Source organism: Vibrio sonorensis (genome assembly GCF_001854765.1).
GTDB classification, from domain to species: domain Bacteria; phylum Pseudomonadota; class Gammaproteobacteria; order Enterobacterales; family Vibrionaceae; genus Vibrio; species Vibrio sonorensis.
In genome coordinates this window covers 20947-35279 of sequence record NZ_LJJE01000109.1, presented here as the reverse complement: position 1 = coordinate 35279, position 14333 = coordinate 20947, and the positions used below count along the sequence as shown (strand labels likewise).

The following is a 14333-nucleotide window of genomic DNA, read 5'->3' as shown; positions in this document are numbered from 1 at the left end:
TACTCGATGCCTGCAATTATCTTAAAGATTCTGTTTTTTCTTGAATTATATTTTTTAGCCAAGTTAGGGCGGGATCACTAGCACGATTAGAGTGCCAAAACAGCGTATAAGCCATCTCAGGGAAGTGTAGCGGAAGATCTAAAACTACAAGATCCATTTGCTTAGCGGTTAAAGTGACAAAGTGGTTGGGCGCAGTAAAAACGAAGTCGGTATAAGTACAAAGACTTGCTGCGCTATTGAAGTCGGGAACGGAGATGGCGATATCTCTCTGTTTTCCAAGTTCAGCCAGTTTGTAATCGAGTAGCCATCTCTCATTACCATCACACCTTACCTGAACATGCCGCTGACGAAGGTAGGTATCTAAGCTCCAGTTTTCGCTTAGAACCGGGTGATCTCTGCGAACTAAACACATTTGTTTGTCTCGATAAATCTCTTGTTCGCAAATATCGGGGGGCGGAAGCATAGTCAATTTTGCATCGTTGATATCTATGTCCTTTCCGGTAATTCCTATGTCTATATCGCCAGATTGCATTTTCTTAAACGTATCTTCACTCCAAGCATGAGTAGATAAGGTTATCCCAGGAGCGTTAGAGAAAAGATGAGGCAAAAAGTGGGGAAGGATAAGTGGGTACACACTCTCTACCGCGGCGATATTAAAACGGTGCTGAGTCGTGGAAGGATCGAAGGTCTCAGGAAGGCTAAGTTGTTCAAGGTGATGGATTAACGAATCGAGTTTAGGACGTAAAAAAAGGGCTTTAGGTGTCGCTCTTAACCCGTGTGAGTGACGAACAAAAAGCCGGTCGTTGAACTGAACTCTAAGTTTCGCTAGGGATTTACTGACAGCAGATTGGCTCAAGCACAAGCGGTTGGCTGCTCTAGTCACATTGAGTTCCTCTAGCAATACACGCAGACAAATCAATTGGCTTAAATCGAGTCGAGCAAGATTCTCTATATTCATCTGTTTTTCCAATTTGGAATATCTTGAATGAGTATACATCATTAGCTCTCATATCGGGATTGTGTTTAGATATTGCTCAATAACACGATGTAGGACTGGAAACGTGATAAATAAAACGAGTAAGAATGAAGTGAGTATTCACAAACAACTGGTATTCTTATTGGTGTTGTTTAGTCCTCTCGCTATCGATATCTATCTACCGGCATTAACACAAATTGCGCACGCGTTTCACGTGGAACATGCTCTGGCACAAGATACTATCACTTGGTTTCTATTTTCTATGGGTGTCGGTCAGCTGTTTTCTGGACCATTAGCTGACCGTTATGGACGTCGAACTGTTGCATTGGTAGGGATTAGTATCTATTTAACGAGCTCTTTATTGGCGTGGAGTGCTCAGAACATTGAATGGATGTTGATTTCTCGTGTGCTACAAGGCTTAGGTGCTTGCGCAACATCTGTAGCAGCCTTTGCAACAGTTCGCGATATTTATGGACCAGAAAAAAGCGGCAAGATGATTAGCTACCTAAACGGAGCTATCTGTTTTATCCCAGCGTTAGCACCAATCTTAGGTAGCTGGTTAACCCAGCAGTTTGATTGGCGTGCTAACTTTAGTTTTATGGCTGCCTTTGCTTTTATTGTCGGTATACTTATGGTTTTTGGTTTTAAAGAAACCAACCCTAAACCTGAGACTAAAGCACTTTTTAAGCCCAGTCGTTATTGGGCGGTACTAAGCCACACTTCATTTCTATTTCACGCTTCACTTTGCATGATGGCAATGGCGGTGATCTTGGCTTATGTCACTTCTGCACCTGTTGTACTAATGGAAACAATGGGTCTTACCATGAATGAATTTACCTTTTGGTTTGCCATTAACGCAGTAGTTAACATTGTTGCATGTTTGAGCGCGCCAAAATGTATGGACCGATTGGGCACGCGATTAACATTAATCATTGGTATTTTTGTATTGTCATTGGGCGGAGTGATGATGCTCGTTAGTGAAAAGCAAGTACACGCCATTGAATTTATGTTGCCAATCTTCTTATCTTCTATCGGGTTTGCTTGGATCTTAGGGGCTGCTGCTGGGAAGGCATTGGCACCGTTCGGAGAAAAAGCAGGGACCGCGGCAGCCTTGCTAGGGTTGTTTCAAATGAGTGGTTCGGGCTTAGTCGTTGGAACTATGCAAAGATTACAGTGGGAGCCGCAGATGTTAATTGGTGTCCTTATGATTGCTTTGCTCCCCGGATTGATCGTTTTATTTAGCAAGATAGGAAAAGCGTGGCACGTCATGCCTCAAGAGGCTTAGAGGTGTTTACAAAAAGGCAAAAGGTTGTATATTCTACGCTTAATTAAAACCTGTAGCGGAATATACAATCAGAATGTCGATGACTACTTACGAAATGGCTCGTCTATTAGAGCAGTTGGACAAAGCACCTGAAAAGGTGATGTTTGGAAAAATTCTAATAGAGCTAGGCAGTCAAAGTGGTGAGCGAATTCGCAGTGCAGCAAAACAAGTTCCGCTAGATATGTTAAAGGATTTGATCTACCAGTTTCAGCAAGTGGCTGAATCTAGGAAAGATGAACAGGTTGAATCCTTAGCTCAGTTAGCAGCACAACAGGGCATCACAGCCGAAGAACTTAAGCAGTATCTTCTCGATCAAAAACAGAAATAAAAAAGGCTCCACTAGGAGCCTTTCTTATGGGTTTACATTCCTATTGATGGGGTTTTGAAGAGAAATCAGTGTTTCGGTTGATTGTACTTCGTCAATTGCCTGTAACTTGTCTATCAAAACATATTGCAGCTCTTCGATAGAGCGACACATAAGTTTTACAAAAATATTGTATGCCCCAGTGGTGTAATACGCTTCGACCACTTCTTCTAATGCGTTCAACTTTTCGAGTGCCGAATGGTAATCTCTCGCGGCGTTCAGGTTGATACCAATAAAACAACACACGTCATAGCCGAGCTTTTTGGTATCGACGATAACCTCAGTACGTTGAATCACCTCAGCGGCTTTCATTTTTTCTATGCGCACGTGAATGGTTGCGGGGCTGACGTCGAACTGTTTCGCCATTTCTGCATACGGCTTTCTCGCATCTTCCATCAGGGTTTTCAAAATAGCTCTGTCTAAGTCATCCAATTTAGCAGTTTGGGTATGCATCGCTTTACACTCATAGAGGTCGGTCTTTCTAGTAGTACAATTTAACATCAAGAGTGGTACTATTAATAGCACTAGTCGCTTAACTCTTCAGGACTTATATCAGTGCGCTTTTGTCTTGCTCTCCTTGCTGTATTTTGCAGTCTATTTGCGGTTGCAAAAGACCAAGATGTGCTCGTCGTTCACTCATATCATCAGGGTTTCTTTTGGACCGATGATTTTCAAACTGGGCTCGACCAAGTTTTAGATATAACCGACATTTCCTCGCGAGTCGTCTATTTGGATACCAAACGACTCCAGAGTGAAGACTATCTAAATCAGTTGTATTTACTGTATCAAACCAAATTCAGAGAAGAGCAATTTGGAGCCATTGTGGTCAGTGATAACAATGCGCTGCAGCTGATAGAGCAATTGGGAGATGTCATTGGAGACACTCCTGTCATCTTTGGCGGAATAAACGATTACACCCCCTCGCTACACAAAAATATCAAAGCGACAGGCGTCATTGAAGATATTGATCTTCTCAGTAATATTTCACTGATAGAGCGGCTGCAGCCCGACGTGAAAAAAATCGTCGTGGTCAGTGACTATTCTACGACAGGCGAGTCGGTTAGAAGACAAGTCGCTAAGTTTCTTGATAAGCATCCCGCTTACCGATCGTTAGTTACCAACCTCATCCCGAATAGCCACCAGCAGCTACTGCGTGAGGTGGCGTCATATGGTGCTGAAGAAGCCGTTTTGTTCTGGGTTTACTATCGCGATAAAGACGGAAAAGTAAATGGTCAAAAAGAGTGGATAGAGCTCAACCAAGTCGCGACGACACCCATCTACATGGTACATGACTTAGGGTTGGGCCACGGAGCGGTGGGAGGAGTGCTGCAAAGTGGGCAAGCTCAAGGAAAAGCGGCAGGTGAGTTACTTATCGAAGTCTTACAAAATCCACAATTAGCGCTACCCGAAGTCCAAATAGGTAGCTCAGAAGTGAAGCTCGATTACAAAGCGTTACTCAAATGGGGTTTGGGGGCAGAGAATGAACCTGCGTCGGTTTTTCTAAACAAACCAATGAGTTTTACTAGTCGTTACCAGAAAGAGCTGCAATGGCTTCTTGCCATTGCACTGAGCTTAGTTTCCGTCATTGTGTTTTTGGTTTACTACTTAAGCCGTTTGAAAAAGAGTGAACAAGTTGCGGTAGAAAGCCAAATGCTAACAGAAATGGTTTTCGACCAAAGCTATCACTTTATCGGCTTGTTGGACGAACACGGTTGCCTCGTCTCTAGCAACAATAAGCTTCAATCGCTTTTGCACTATCCAGAGATAAGTGAAGCACTACCCATTTGGAGTAACCAGCACTGGGAAAAAGAGACAGCATCAAACCTTAGAAAATATTTTGATAGTGATGACAAGCTGAAGACGGCTCATCTAGAAGCAGAAGTTTGGAGCCCAGAGCAAGGGTATATGCTTTTAGAAGTCTCGATAAAACCGTTGAGTATTGAGAGTGAGCGCTGGAAGTATTTGATTGAAGCAAGAGATATCACGCGGAGCAAAGAGACGGAAGAAAAGCTGTTCCAGCGAGAAGCTAACTTAAGTCACTATTACGATCAGCAGCCAGTGATGATGATTACATTAGATGATCAGAATCGAATCCAGCAAGTGAATGAGTTTGCGCAAATACAACTGGGCTACCAAACAGGAGAAATATTGGGGCATAAGATAAAAGATTATTATGTTCATCAAGATGCTCTTACACCCCGACAAGTTCTTTTACAGCCGGCCCAGTTAGCCAAAGGGGTATGGCAAAGAGAAGTAGAATATCGCCATGCAGATGGTGGCTATTTGTGGATTAGAGAGAACATTAGGCCCCTTGTCGAAACAGGGTATTTATTAGTGGTTGGTGAAGATATCACTGCCATGAAAACCCTATCTGCCCAGTTAGAGTTTCAGGCTAAACACGATTTGCTGACAGATACCTTTAACCGTAACCATTTTGAACTAGAGCTAGAGCGCGCACTAAAAGAAGTCGCAGGATATACACGAACTCATGCCATGTTGTACTTGGATATGGATCAGCTAAAAGTGCTCAATGATACGGCGGGTCACGAGGCAGGAGATGCGGCGATACAATTTTGTGCCAGCATGCTGCAAGATGTGTTGCCTTACAATACGACCTTAGCGCGTATGGGGGGCGATGAGTTTGCCATACTAGTACGCGACTGCACCGAGAGAGACGCCAAGTTAGTTGCAGAGGACATCTTACGTACGTTAGAAGAACACCCATTCATTTGGATGATATACGACTCCATCTTACCTGCTCTATTGGTATTAGGCTTATTGATCACACCGCGTCATCGCCCCAAATGGTGCATGCTCAAGCTGACACCGCTTGCCACGCAGCCAAGGAAGAGGGAAGAAACCGATTTAATCTCTACAGCTTGAATGACGAAGACTTGAAGCGCAGAGAGCAAGAAATGGAATCAGTGAACCTTGTTCACCATGCGCTGGCCAATGAAAGAGTAGAACTCTTTGCGCAAAGAATCGTATCTCTGCAATCGGACCGCAGAGAAATGTATTTTGAAATACTGGTAAGAATCAAAAATGCGCAAGGCCAATACATTTCGCCGGGTATTTTTATGCCAGCTTCGGAACGTTACAATATTGCACACTTGGTGGATAAGCGAGTGGTTTGTCAAACCCTTGACTGGTTAGAAGAGAATGAAGCGCACCTCACCAAGCTAGGCCGGTGCTCGATCAATCTGTCGGGCCATTCGATAGGGAATCCTGCTTTCTTTGATTTCTTACTTTCTAAGCTCGATAGCAGCCGAGTTCCTTGCAATAAAATTTGCTTTGAAATCACCGAAACTGCAGCGATACAAAACCTTTCACAAGCGATTGAAAAGTTTGAAAAGCTAAGATCACTGGGCTGTTTAATTGCTCTTGATGACTTTGGCTCCGGCTTGTCTTCGTTTGGGTATCTGAAAAAACTGCCTGTCGATATCGTCAAGATAGATGGACTCTTTGTTAAGGATATGAAAGACAATCCGGTGGATAAAGCCATGGTTAAAGCGATTAACGATTTAGCCAAGCAAATGGGCAAGGTAACAGTGGCCGAGTTTGTTGAAAATCATCAAATCATCGACCACTTAATCGACATGAACGTCGACTACGCGCAGGGCTATGCCATAGGAAAACCCAAACCTTTGGCTGAACTCGTTGAAGAGTTGGTAAATGAGCTGTAGTTTTTAGCAAAAAACATTACACTCGCAGCGTAAAAACGAAGACCAGAGGTTCATCAATGCAATTGCAACTATTGTGTGAAGATAATAATCAACAAGAAAAGCTCAATCAGTTAGCACAACGCTGGTCGTTGGATCACGATGACAAAAGTACTTTTGCTTTAGTCATGACAGCGCAAAGACTGGAACTGAGAAAGCTTGATGAGCCCAAGCTAGGGGCTATATTTGTAGACTTCGCTGGAGGTGCGGTCGCCCATCGCAGAAAGTTTGGTGGCGGTAAAGGGCAGGCAATAGCAAAGGCTGCTGGCCTTAATAAAGGGGCAGTACCAAGGGTGCTCGATGGCACGGCTGGTCTTGGTAGAGATGCATTTGTACTTGCCTCGCTGGGTTGCCACGTGCAAATGATAGAGCGAAATCCTGTCGTGGCGGCGCTGTTGGATGACGGTTTAGAGCGAGCGTACGCAGACATTGAAATTGGCGAGTGGATGAAAGAGAGGATGTCCCTTATCCACGCGTCTAGTCAAACCGCCCTAGAAGAGTTAGCGAACAACCCAGATTTCATCAAGCCCGATGTCGTTTATTTAGATCCTATGTATCCACATCCGACCAATAAAAAACAGACAGCACTGGTCAAAAAAGAGATGCGAGTGTTTCAGTCATTAGTTGGTGCTGATGATGACGCTGATCTTTTGTATCATCCAGCCATATCTCTGGCTAAGAAGCGCGTCGTCGTTAAAAGACCAGACTATGCAGAGTGGCTTTGCGGCGAAAAACCCTCCATGTCGATAGAGACGAAAAAAAATCGTTTTGACGTCTATGTAAAGGCATCAATGACTTAGCTTATGCGAACATTATGTGTTGCAAATTAGCACTTGCGAAAGCGCACAAGCGTAGGTATATCTAAGTAAGAATTATTGCCTTTTAGCTGGTGGAGCTGTTGCATGGCTAAGCGTTTTTGCAAACTAAATCGTAGAGATATCATCGCCAATCTTGGAGAAATCCATAGCTTGGTGACTGAGCCCAAATACTTATGCCGTTCATGCGCGCGCTCGTCATCATCAAAAAGCTCTCTTTGTAAACCCGCTGCTATTCCACCAGCATCTTGCCAGAACAAGCCTCTTGAACAGCAGAAAGAGTGTGGTTTGTTAGCCGAAGCGTTAGCGCTATCGGCGACCGAAAATCAGGTGAAAGAGGAGAGTATTGTTGTAGAGAGCTTGGCAGTCGATCCACAAGAGTCGCTAACTCAGCAAGCGGCACCAGTGAATAAAAAGGTACTGAAAAAAGCCAAGAAGACAGCGAAGAAGCAGAAGAAGCACCTTAAAAAACTCAATAAGGTATTTAAGAAGCAACGCAAACTACTGAACAAACAGAAAAAGCTCGAAGGTAAGTTTCAGGCCATCAATCAACGCATTGCCTTTCTACAACAGAATGGTGTTGATGTAAGCACTTCCCAACCTTCCGTTCATTAATTATTCTTGGTTCGTGGATAAGCGAGTCGAAAGATAAAAGTAGGGCGGTTCACCTTTCACTTTCGACAGACGCAAAGAAGCAGCACCATCTAAAGGCACTGTTTCTCTGTTGAGCTCTTCCCTAATCCGCCAAAGGAACAACGAGCATGTCGACCGGTGAGCAGTTAATTAACTGACGAGTCGAAGAAAGCAACTTGCTCCAAAAATCCTGATGATGACCACAAACCACCATGTCGATATTGTACTCAGCAATGGTTTCACAGAGTTCACTACTCAAATCACCCGCGCCAACTAAGGTGTGCTTAATCGGGTAGTTGGCGTGTTCGGCGTAGCTTTGCAACTGACGTTGAGAAGATTCGAGAGCCTGATGTTGGGTCTCTGCAAGATTAATATCGATTAAGCCTGTATAGAGTTCTGCGTAGTTAATATCGATATGAATGAAAGAGACTTCCGCACCAAGCGGTTTGGCTAAAGCAACGGCTTTATCGACCAATTGCTTACTGTCTTCAGACAAATCAACCGCCACCAGAATATGTTGATAACTCATAATGCTATCTCCTTTTTAACGGGCTACTTAAAGGTTAGCACTGCCCACAGAGTTTTTATGTTGTTGTGATCCCATATCCACATCCAGAGTACAAAGTGTTATGGTGTCTAAACGGATACAGTAGATTCAAATACATACAATAATTAGGAGTAGTAAATGTTGTCTCAAGCGATGATCGACCAACTGAATGAGCAAATTAATCTCGAATTCTTCTCATCCAATCTATACTTACAAATGAGTGCTTGGTGTGAAGATAAAGGTTTCGACGGTGCAGCCGAGTTTTTAAGAGCTCACGCAGTGGAAGAAATGGAACATATGCAACGCCTATTCACTTATGTGAGCGAGACAGGAGCAATGCCTATTTTGGGTGCGATTGATGCTCCGCAGCACCAGTATGAAAGCTTAGGTCACGTATTTCGCGAAACCTATGAGCACGAGCAGATGATCACGGAAAAGATCAACAAGCTGGCTCATGTAGCCTTCACTTCACAAGATTACTCAACGTTCAACTTCTTGCAGTGGTACGTGGCAGAACAGCACGAAGAAGAGAAGTTATTTAAAGGGATTTTGGACAAGCTAGAGTTGGTTGGTGAAGATGGTAAAGCACTATTCTTTATCGACAAGGACCTAGCAGTAATGGCAAAAGAAGGTTCATCTTCTATCATGGATGCCCCGGCTGAATAATTTTTAGCCACAAGACTTCATCGATCGTCTTTTCTTTCGGGCATGTTGGAAGATGTAGGGAGGAAAAGATGATCAATGCAGACACCATTCTTTTTGTGCTAATGCTGGTAACTGGCGTCAATATGCTACGTTATTTAACGGCACTTCGTTCTCTGATACACATCATGCGAGAAGCACATCCGTTGCTTTATCAACAAGTCGACGGCGGCGGTTTCTTTACCACCCACGGCAATGTCACCAAACAAGTTAGATTGTATTACTATCTGAAAAGCAAAGAGTATCATCACCACCACGACCCAGTGTTTACGGGGAAATGCGATCGAGTCAGAGAGCTCTTTATTCTGTGCACTTCGCTGCTTGGTGTTACCTTGTTTGCAGCCATCATCCTCTGATTGGCTTTAGCGGCAATAGTCGGTAAAATGTCGACCTGTTAGGTAAGGATGTGCATCGGCACATCCTTTTTTATTGCATTAGTTAGTGGTCGTCATGAAAGAAAAATTTGATGTAGTGATTATAGGTGCGGGTGCTGCTGGCTTAATGTGTGCAGCAGAGGCTGGACGCAGAAACCGGAAAGTCCTCGTACTCGATCACGCCAAAAAGCCCGGTAGAAAAATCCTGATTTCGGGAGGCGGCCGCTGCAATTTTACTAACTACGATGTTTCCGCGCATAACTATCTTTGCCAAAACCCCCATTTCGTTAAGTCGGCACTGTCTCAATACACAAACTGGGACTTTATCGCCTTAGTCAGTAAGTATCAGATTGAGTTTGAAGAGCGCAGTCACGGACAGTTATTCTGCTTAGATTCGGCAAAAGATATCGTCAATATGCTGCTATCTGAGTGCGACCAAAAAAACATCACTCAGCGCTATCAGCAAGATATTCACATTATCGAGAAGACAGACAGCGGCTTTACTTTGATGGCCAATACCACTGACATCGAGTGCGAATCCTTAGTGGTGGCAACGGGGGGGTTATCCATGCCTAAGCTAGGTGCGACACCGTTTGGCTACAAGGTTGCAGAACAGTTTGGCCTGCCTGTAATCACAACCACGGCGGGTTTGGTTCCCTTTACCCTTCACTCAGAAGACAAAAAAGATTTTGCTGAACTCTCGGGTATCGCTGTTCCCGCTGAAATTACCACGCAAGATGGCACAAGTTTTAAAGAAGCATTGCTGTTTACTCACCGAGGTCTATCAGGTCCTTCGGTTTTGCAAGTTTCTTCCTACTGGAAAGCGGGACAAACAGTGTCGGTGAACTTGGTCCCTGAAACTGACATTCAGACCTTGCTGGAAAGGTCGTTAGAAAAACACCCCAATCAGACTTTGAAGAATACACTGAGTAAAGTACTGCCAAAGCGTTTGATAGAAGTGCTCATAGAGCGCAAACTTATAGTCGATAAGCCGTTAAAACAGCTGACACCGAAAGAGCTTAAACAAGTCGAAGAAAATTTGGAAAACTGGCAAGTGTTGCCAAACGGAACCGAAGGATACCGAACGGCTGAGGTTACGCTGGGTGGCGTCGACACCGATACCTTGTCATCTAAAACTATGGAGTGCAAAACCGTATCAGGGCTGTACTTTGTGGGAGAGGTAATGGATGTAACAGGTTGGCTAGGCGGCTATAACTTCCAATGGGCTTGGAGTTCTGGTTACGTGGCTGGTCAATGGGTGTAGCTATACTCACTTTTCTCCTCTGTTAAACTCTTTATGGTTTTTACTGAAAACGTTTGAACAACTCGGTTTTGAACGTGAGAACAGGCGACACTAACCAAGTGTCGCCAAGTCGATAGTTAAAGTATTTTCTTTGCTGGTAATGCCCTAGTTGCTGAAGCATTCCAAATCAGCTCGGTGACGTCTCCCTTTTCATCTTTCACAAAGGTGAAGTAGTCATCGATATGTTTAAAGAAGAAGCGCTCTTCACCCTCGTAGTGCAGGTGGCTATTCTCCATTACTGGAATGACGTCCTTGGGAAATTCCATTTTTAAGCGTTCACCGTCCAACTTGACCTCGACATCATAGTTGGGAAACACATTGTACTTTCCTATGTAAGCCTGCAGTTGCTCTTGAGTGGCTGCTTGCTCTTTGCGCTCGGTGGGAATGGTAACAGGCTGGTCATAAATGAGCTTTTCGATACCTAGGCTGATCACACCAGAACTTCCGCCAAATACGTTACTCAGAATAATGATAGTGACATCGTCTTCAACCACTCGCGTCATATACGTTTGAAAGCCATTGACCATACCGTCATGCGCAATCATGGTTTTGTCGTAAGCTGGGAATAAAAACAACCCATAAGCATTGTTTTTATCCGCAGGAGTCTGCATTTTTTCTGTTAGTTCCTTAGGAATTAACACGCTGTCTTTGACAGCTCGATCCCATTTGTAGAGATCTGTGATGGTCGATACTAAAGAGCCGTCTGAGTAAAAACTTGAGGGGTGGATATAGTCATCATTGATTAAGCCTTCAGGTGTGGCAAGGTAGCCATCGGCTCGGTGTTTGATGATCTTGTTAAACGAATCTCTACCTGTCTGTTGCATATCGAGCTTATCAAAAATATTTTTTTGCAATACTTGTTCATAAGCCTCACCAGTAACAACTTCGATGATTTTCCCCAATAAAACATAACCAGAGTTACTGTAAGAAAAACCTTCACCGGGTTCAAAGAACAGCGGCATATCTTTAAACCGACTGATTTTTTCGTCGATAGACACCGGTATATGAACGGTCGATAGGTAGTTGGCTAAGCTTGGGTTTCTGAGGTAATCAGGAATACCAGAGGTATGATTTAAAAGCTGGTGGATGGTGATTTTATTTGCGTTGGGGTAATCGGGTAAGAATTTATCTATTGTGTCGTCAACGTGCAATTTTTGCTCGGCTTGTAGCTGCATTATCGCCATGGCAGTGAATTGTTTGGTCAATGATGCTAGGCGGAAAACAGTGTGATCACCGTTTTTTATATCTAGCTCTAGGTTGGCGTAACCATACCCTCGGCTTAATAATACCTTGCCTTTTTCAGCGACTAATACTGAGCCACTAAAATAATTAAGGTCGGTGTAACTTTGGATGTAGTGATCAACTTGTTCGATTTTATCTTCGGTTAGTAGGGCATTGGCTTGGGTAAAACAAGAGATAGGCCATGCGGCAAAAATCAAAAATTTGTTTAAGCATTTCATCTTAGTACTCCTTTTCAGCCTCTAATATTAACCGTTTGATAGCTATGAAAAGTTTCAAAGAGTAACCATATTGTAAGTAATGGCTTATGTGAGTGAACGCATATTAAAGCCCATCACCAATACTTTGCTGTTTTATCGCTAGGTGAATAAAAAATAAGGAAATCTAGAGAGAGAAAGCCCAATTGACGCGATTGAGCGATAAAAAAATAGCGCTTGTTTGCCTGCTCCTTCCCATTGAATCTGTCCTATATTAAATGAGAGCAAAGGTAGATTGGAGTAGTGGTATGAGTCATGAGTCCCTGATTTCCCGCATTAATGAACTTCCCCGAATAGAAAGTGTTCTGCAAGAGCTTCTCGAAATGGTCAACAGAGAAACCATAGATTTTAGTGAGCTGGCAAAAAAAATGTCTATGGATCAGGTGCTTTCTGCCAGGGTGCTGAGGATGGCAAATTCGGCTCAGTTCGGTGGTGTAAAAGGGGTGTCCAATATTAATGACGCCATAATTCGCGTTGGTGCAGGGGCCATTAGAACGCTGGTTTCGTCCTCCATTCTTGCCACGTCCTTTCCTCGGCTTCAGACATTAAACGTCAAAGATTACTGGGCGAACACCTTTGAAATCGCCACCATTGCCAGTTTGATAGCAAAGGAAGTTAAACTCGATCCCAACGAAACTTTCACAACAGGTGTGTTACACAATATTGGGGAGTTGATGATTCACTCTCTAGTACCAGATAAAGCACTGCTGATTGCGAGAAGAGTCGAAGAGGGAGAAGATCCAGTAAAAGTGCAACGAGATGTCTTATCGACTGACTCTCAGCAGTTAGGAGCCGTGCTGGCAGAGTCTTGGAAATTTCCTTCCGAGATGATCGATGCCATTGCCAATATCAACCATCCCGGAAAAGCAGTTGAGTCTAAAAAGCTTGCTTGCGTACTATTTCTAGCAAGGGATGTCCATCAAAGGTGGGACTACATGCTGGGTAGTGAAGAGAAGGCTGCCTTTATTGAATCCCATCCGGCAGCAAAAGCGATACGAGTTCCAAGTACCATTGTTTCAAAGGTCGATGGGGTTCGTGGGCAGGGCAGTGAACTGGCGTATCAACTGTTTTAAGTCGACGGTACTTTTTTGCCAATTTGGATTTGTTGAATGGCTAAGCCAGCGATAATCAGTACCAACCCAATCAGTGTTGATGGGTGTATTGCTTCACCAATGATGTTGGCAAGCAGAATGAGAGAGATAAACGGAGAAGCAAAGATCAAGTTGCTCACACGAGCGGTGTTGTTGGTTAGCTTTAACGCGGTTAGCCAAAGTACGAAAGTCACACCCATCTCAAATAAGCCAACATAGGTGACGGCAAGCCAACCTTTTACAGTGATGTCTTGCATGATGCCCCTTCAATTACACAAAGTGCTATTGCAAACGGTGTAGCAATCAAGAAACCTAATAGCACGCCTACAACAGGATCGGCCTTACTCTTGGTGTTCAGTATCCAGTACCCCGCCCAAAGTAGCGTAGAAAGCAACGCAAGCCCAACGCCTAAGGGGCTTTCAAATTCTAGCGCGAGCAAGTTCCCTCTGGTAGCGATGACAATGACACCAAAGTAGCTCAACGTACAGGCTAGCCAGTCTTGCTTACGGATTTTTTGTCCGAGAAATACGGCAGCCATCATAGTTAAGGTGATGGCCCAACTGTAATTAATGGCTTGAGCTTGTGAGGCGGGAAGCAGGTCATAAGCTTTAAACAAAATAACGTAATAGGCAAATGGATTAATCAGACCTAATAGAAAGAAATACCAAGGATTGGCCGTCAAGGTAGGAAGAATCGTGGCTAACTTTCCTTGGTAATAGCAGATCGCAATCAAAGCCAGTGTGGAAACGATGCTGGCAACGGTGAGCATTTGGATCGGAGTAAACTCAGCTAAGGTTAACTTGAATGCTGTCGCAACGGTGGACCACAGAAGTACAGCGCTGACAGCAAATCCTAACGCTCGACGTTCATTCATTATTTTACCTATCCATCACATTGCACAACTAGGCTGTCAAACGTAAACCATGTGTAAGAAATCATCAAGCTGATAATTTTACGGCGCTAGAGTGTCTTTATGGACTGGACATTTA

General features: G+C 43.9%; 13 protein-coding genes and 2 pseudogenes. 10 read left to right on the top strand and 5 right to left on the bottom strand.

The features are described from left to right. Window positions 1-16 precede the first annotated feature (16 nt). Window positions 17-958, bottom strand: a complete 942-nt coding sequence (locus BLO31_RS19860; RefSeq protein WP_070970937.1) for a LysR family transcriptional regulator — start codon at window positions 956-958, stop codon at window positions 17-19. A 103-nt stretch (window positions 959-1061) separates the two neighbouring features. On the opposite strand from BLO31_RS19860, the gene BLO31_RS19855 reads away from it, so the two are divergent. After that, window positions 1062-2261, top strand: a complete 1200-nt coding sequence (locus tag BLO31_RS19855) for a multidrug effflux MFS transporter (RefSeq protein ID WP_139159074.1) — start codon at window positions 1062-1064, stop codon at window positions 2259-2261. Window positions 2262-2334: 73 nt separating this feature from the next. Beyond that, a complete protein-coding gene (tsrA, locus tag BLO31_RS19850) occupies window positions 2335-2628 on the top strand; it encodes an H-NS-like global regulator TsrA (RefSeq protein ID WP_070970934.1) in 294 nt (97 codons plus the stop codon). Between the two features lie 24 nt (window positions 2629-2652). Here tsrA and asnC read toward each other — a convergent pair whose 3' ends face one another. Then, entirely contained in the window at window positions 2653-3117 is a 465-nt protein-coding gene (gene asnC, locus BLO31_RS19845) for a transcriptional regulator AsnC (RefSeq protein ID WP_070970931.1), read from the bottom strand. Between the two features lie 828 nt (window positions 3118-3945). On the opposite strand from asnC, the pseudogene BLO31_RS25260 reads away from it, so the two are divergent. The 4 genes and pseudogenes from BLO31_RS25260 to BLO31_RS19830 form a co-directional block, all read left to right on the top strand. Beyond that, window positions 3946-5468: pseudogene (locus BLO31_RS25260) on the top strand (sensor domain-containing diguanylate cyclase); the annotation flags it as partial. 111 nt (window positions 5469-5579) lie between these two features. Then, entirely contained in the window at window positions 5580-6347 is a 768-nt protein-coding gene (locus tag BLO31_RS25255; protein WP_425425314.1) for an EAL domain-containing protein, read from the top strand. Between the two features lie 56 nt (window positions 6348-6403). Then, window positions 6404-7183, top strand: coding sequence for a class I SAM-dependent methyltransferase (locus tag BLO31_RS19835; protein WP_070970928.1), 780 nt, complete (start codon window positions 6404-6406; stop codon window positions 7181-7183). Window positions 7184-7285: 102 nt separating this feature from the next. Then, on the top strand, window positions 7286-7813 hold the full coding sequence (locus BLO31_RS19830) for a hypothetical protein (RefSeq protein ID WP_070970925.1): 528 nt from the start codon (window positions 7286-7288) through the stop codon (window positions 7811-7813). A 121-nt stretch (window positions 7814-7934) separates the two neighbouring features. Here BLO31_RS19830 and BLO31_RS19825 read toward each other — a convergent pair whose 3' ends face one another. Then, window positions 7935-8360 (bottom strand): universal stress protein, encoded by a 426-nt coding sequence (locus BLO31_RS19825; RefSeq protein WP_070970922.1) that lies wholly within the window; start codon window positions 8358-8360, stop codon window positions 7935-7937. Between the two features lie 156 nt (window positions 8361-8516). Here BLO31_RS19825 and ftnA point away from each other — a divergent pair, with 156 nt between their 5' ends. The 3 genes from ftnA to BLO31_RS19810 all read left to right on the top strand — a co-directional run bounded on the left by ftnA (window position 8517) and on the right by BLO31_RS19810 (window position 10718). After that, a complete protein-coding gene (gene ftnA, locus BLO31_RS19820; protein ID WP_070970919.1) occupies window positions 8517-9044 on the top strand; it encodes a non-heme ferritin in 528 nt (175 codons plus the stop codon). 68 nt (window positions 9045-9112) lie between these two features. Beyond that, window positions 9113-9436, top strand: a complete 324-nt coding sequence (gene uspB, locus BLO31_RS19815; RefSeq protein ID WP_070970915.1) for a universal stress protein UspB — start codon at window positions 9113-9115, stop codon at window positions 9434-9436. A 94-nt stretch (window positions 9437-9530) separates the two neighbouring features. Further along, entirely contained in the window at window positions 9531-10718 is a 1188-nt protein-coding gene (locus tag BLO31_RS19810) for a BaiN/RdsA family NAD(P)/FAD-dependent oxidoreductase (RefSeq protein WP_070970911.1), read from the top strand. 116 nt (window positions 10719-10834) lie between these two features. Here the strand turns inward: BLO31_RS19810 and BLO31_RS19805 are convergent, their stop codons facing one another. Continuing rightward, complete coding sequence (locus tag BLO31_RS19805) at window positions 10835-12217, bottom strand: serine hydrolase (protein ID WP_070970908.1); 1383 nt, start codon at window positions 12215-12217, stop codon at window positions 10835-10837. 284 nt (window positions 12218-12501) lie between these two features. Between BLO31_RS19805 and BLO31_RS19800 the strand changes: the two genes are divergently transcribed. Next, complete coding sequence (locus BLO31_RS19800) at window positions 12502-13326, top strand: HDOD domain-containing protein (RefSeq protein ID WP_070970905.1); 825 nt, start codon at window positions 12502-12504, stop codon at window positions 13324-13326. On the opposite strand, the pseudogene BLO31_RS19795 reads toward BLO31_RS19800, so the two are convergent. Then, window positions 13323-14218, bottom strand: a pseudogene (locus BLO31_RS19795) (DMT family transporter). The gene BLO31_RS19800 and the pseudogene BLO31_RS19795 overlap by 4 nt on opposite strands. Window positions 14219-14333: the final 115 nt, after the last annotated feature.

Coding starts and splice junctions, on each gene's coding strand:
- BLO31_RS19825 (WP_070970922.1), bottom strand. CDS start 8,360: ATGAGTTATCAACATATTCTGGTGGCGGTTGATTTGTCTGAAGACAGT.
- BLO31_RS19860 (WP_070970937.1), bottom strand. CDS start 958: ATGAATATAGAGAATCTTGCTCGACTCGATTTAAGCCAATTGATTTGT.
- BLO31_RS19835 (WP_070970928.1), top strand. CDS start 6,404: ATGCAATTGCAACTATTGTGTGAAGATAATAATCAACAAGAAAAGCTC.
- BLO31_RS19805 (WP_070970908.1), bottom strand. CDS start 12,217: ATGAAATGCTTAAACAAATTTTTGATTTTTGCCGCATGGCCTATCTCT.
- uspB (WP_070970915.1), top strand. CDS start 9,113: ATGATCAATGCAGACACCATTCTTTTTGTGCTAATGCTGGTAACTGGC.
- BLO31_RS19810 (WP_070970911.1), top strand. CDS start 9,531: ATGAAAGAAAAATTTGATGTAGTGATTATAGGTGCGGGTGCTGCTGGC.
- BLO31_RS25255 (WP_425425314.1), top strand. CDS start 5,580: ATGGAATCAGTGAACCTTGTTCACCATGCGCTGGCCAATGAAAGAGTA.
- asnC (WP_070970931.1), bottom strand. CDS start 3,117: ATGCATACCCAAACTGCTAAATTGGATGACTTAGACAGAGCTATTTTG.
- ftnA (WP_070970919.1), top strand. CDS start 8,517: ATGTTGTCTCAAGCGATGATCGACCAACTGAATGAGCAAATTAATCTC.
- tsrA (WP_070970934.1), top strand. CDS start 2,335: ATGTCGATGACTACTTACGAAATGGCTCGTCTATTAGAGCAGTTGGAC.
- BLO31_RS19830 (WP_070970925.1), top strand. CDS start 7,286: ATGGCTAAGCGTTTTTGCAAACTAAATCGTAGAGATATCATCGCCAAT.
- BLO31_RS19800 (WP_070970905.1), top strand. CDS start 12,502: ATGAGTCATGAGTCCCTGATTTCCCGCATTAATGAACTTCCCCGAATA.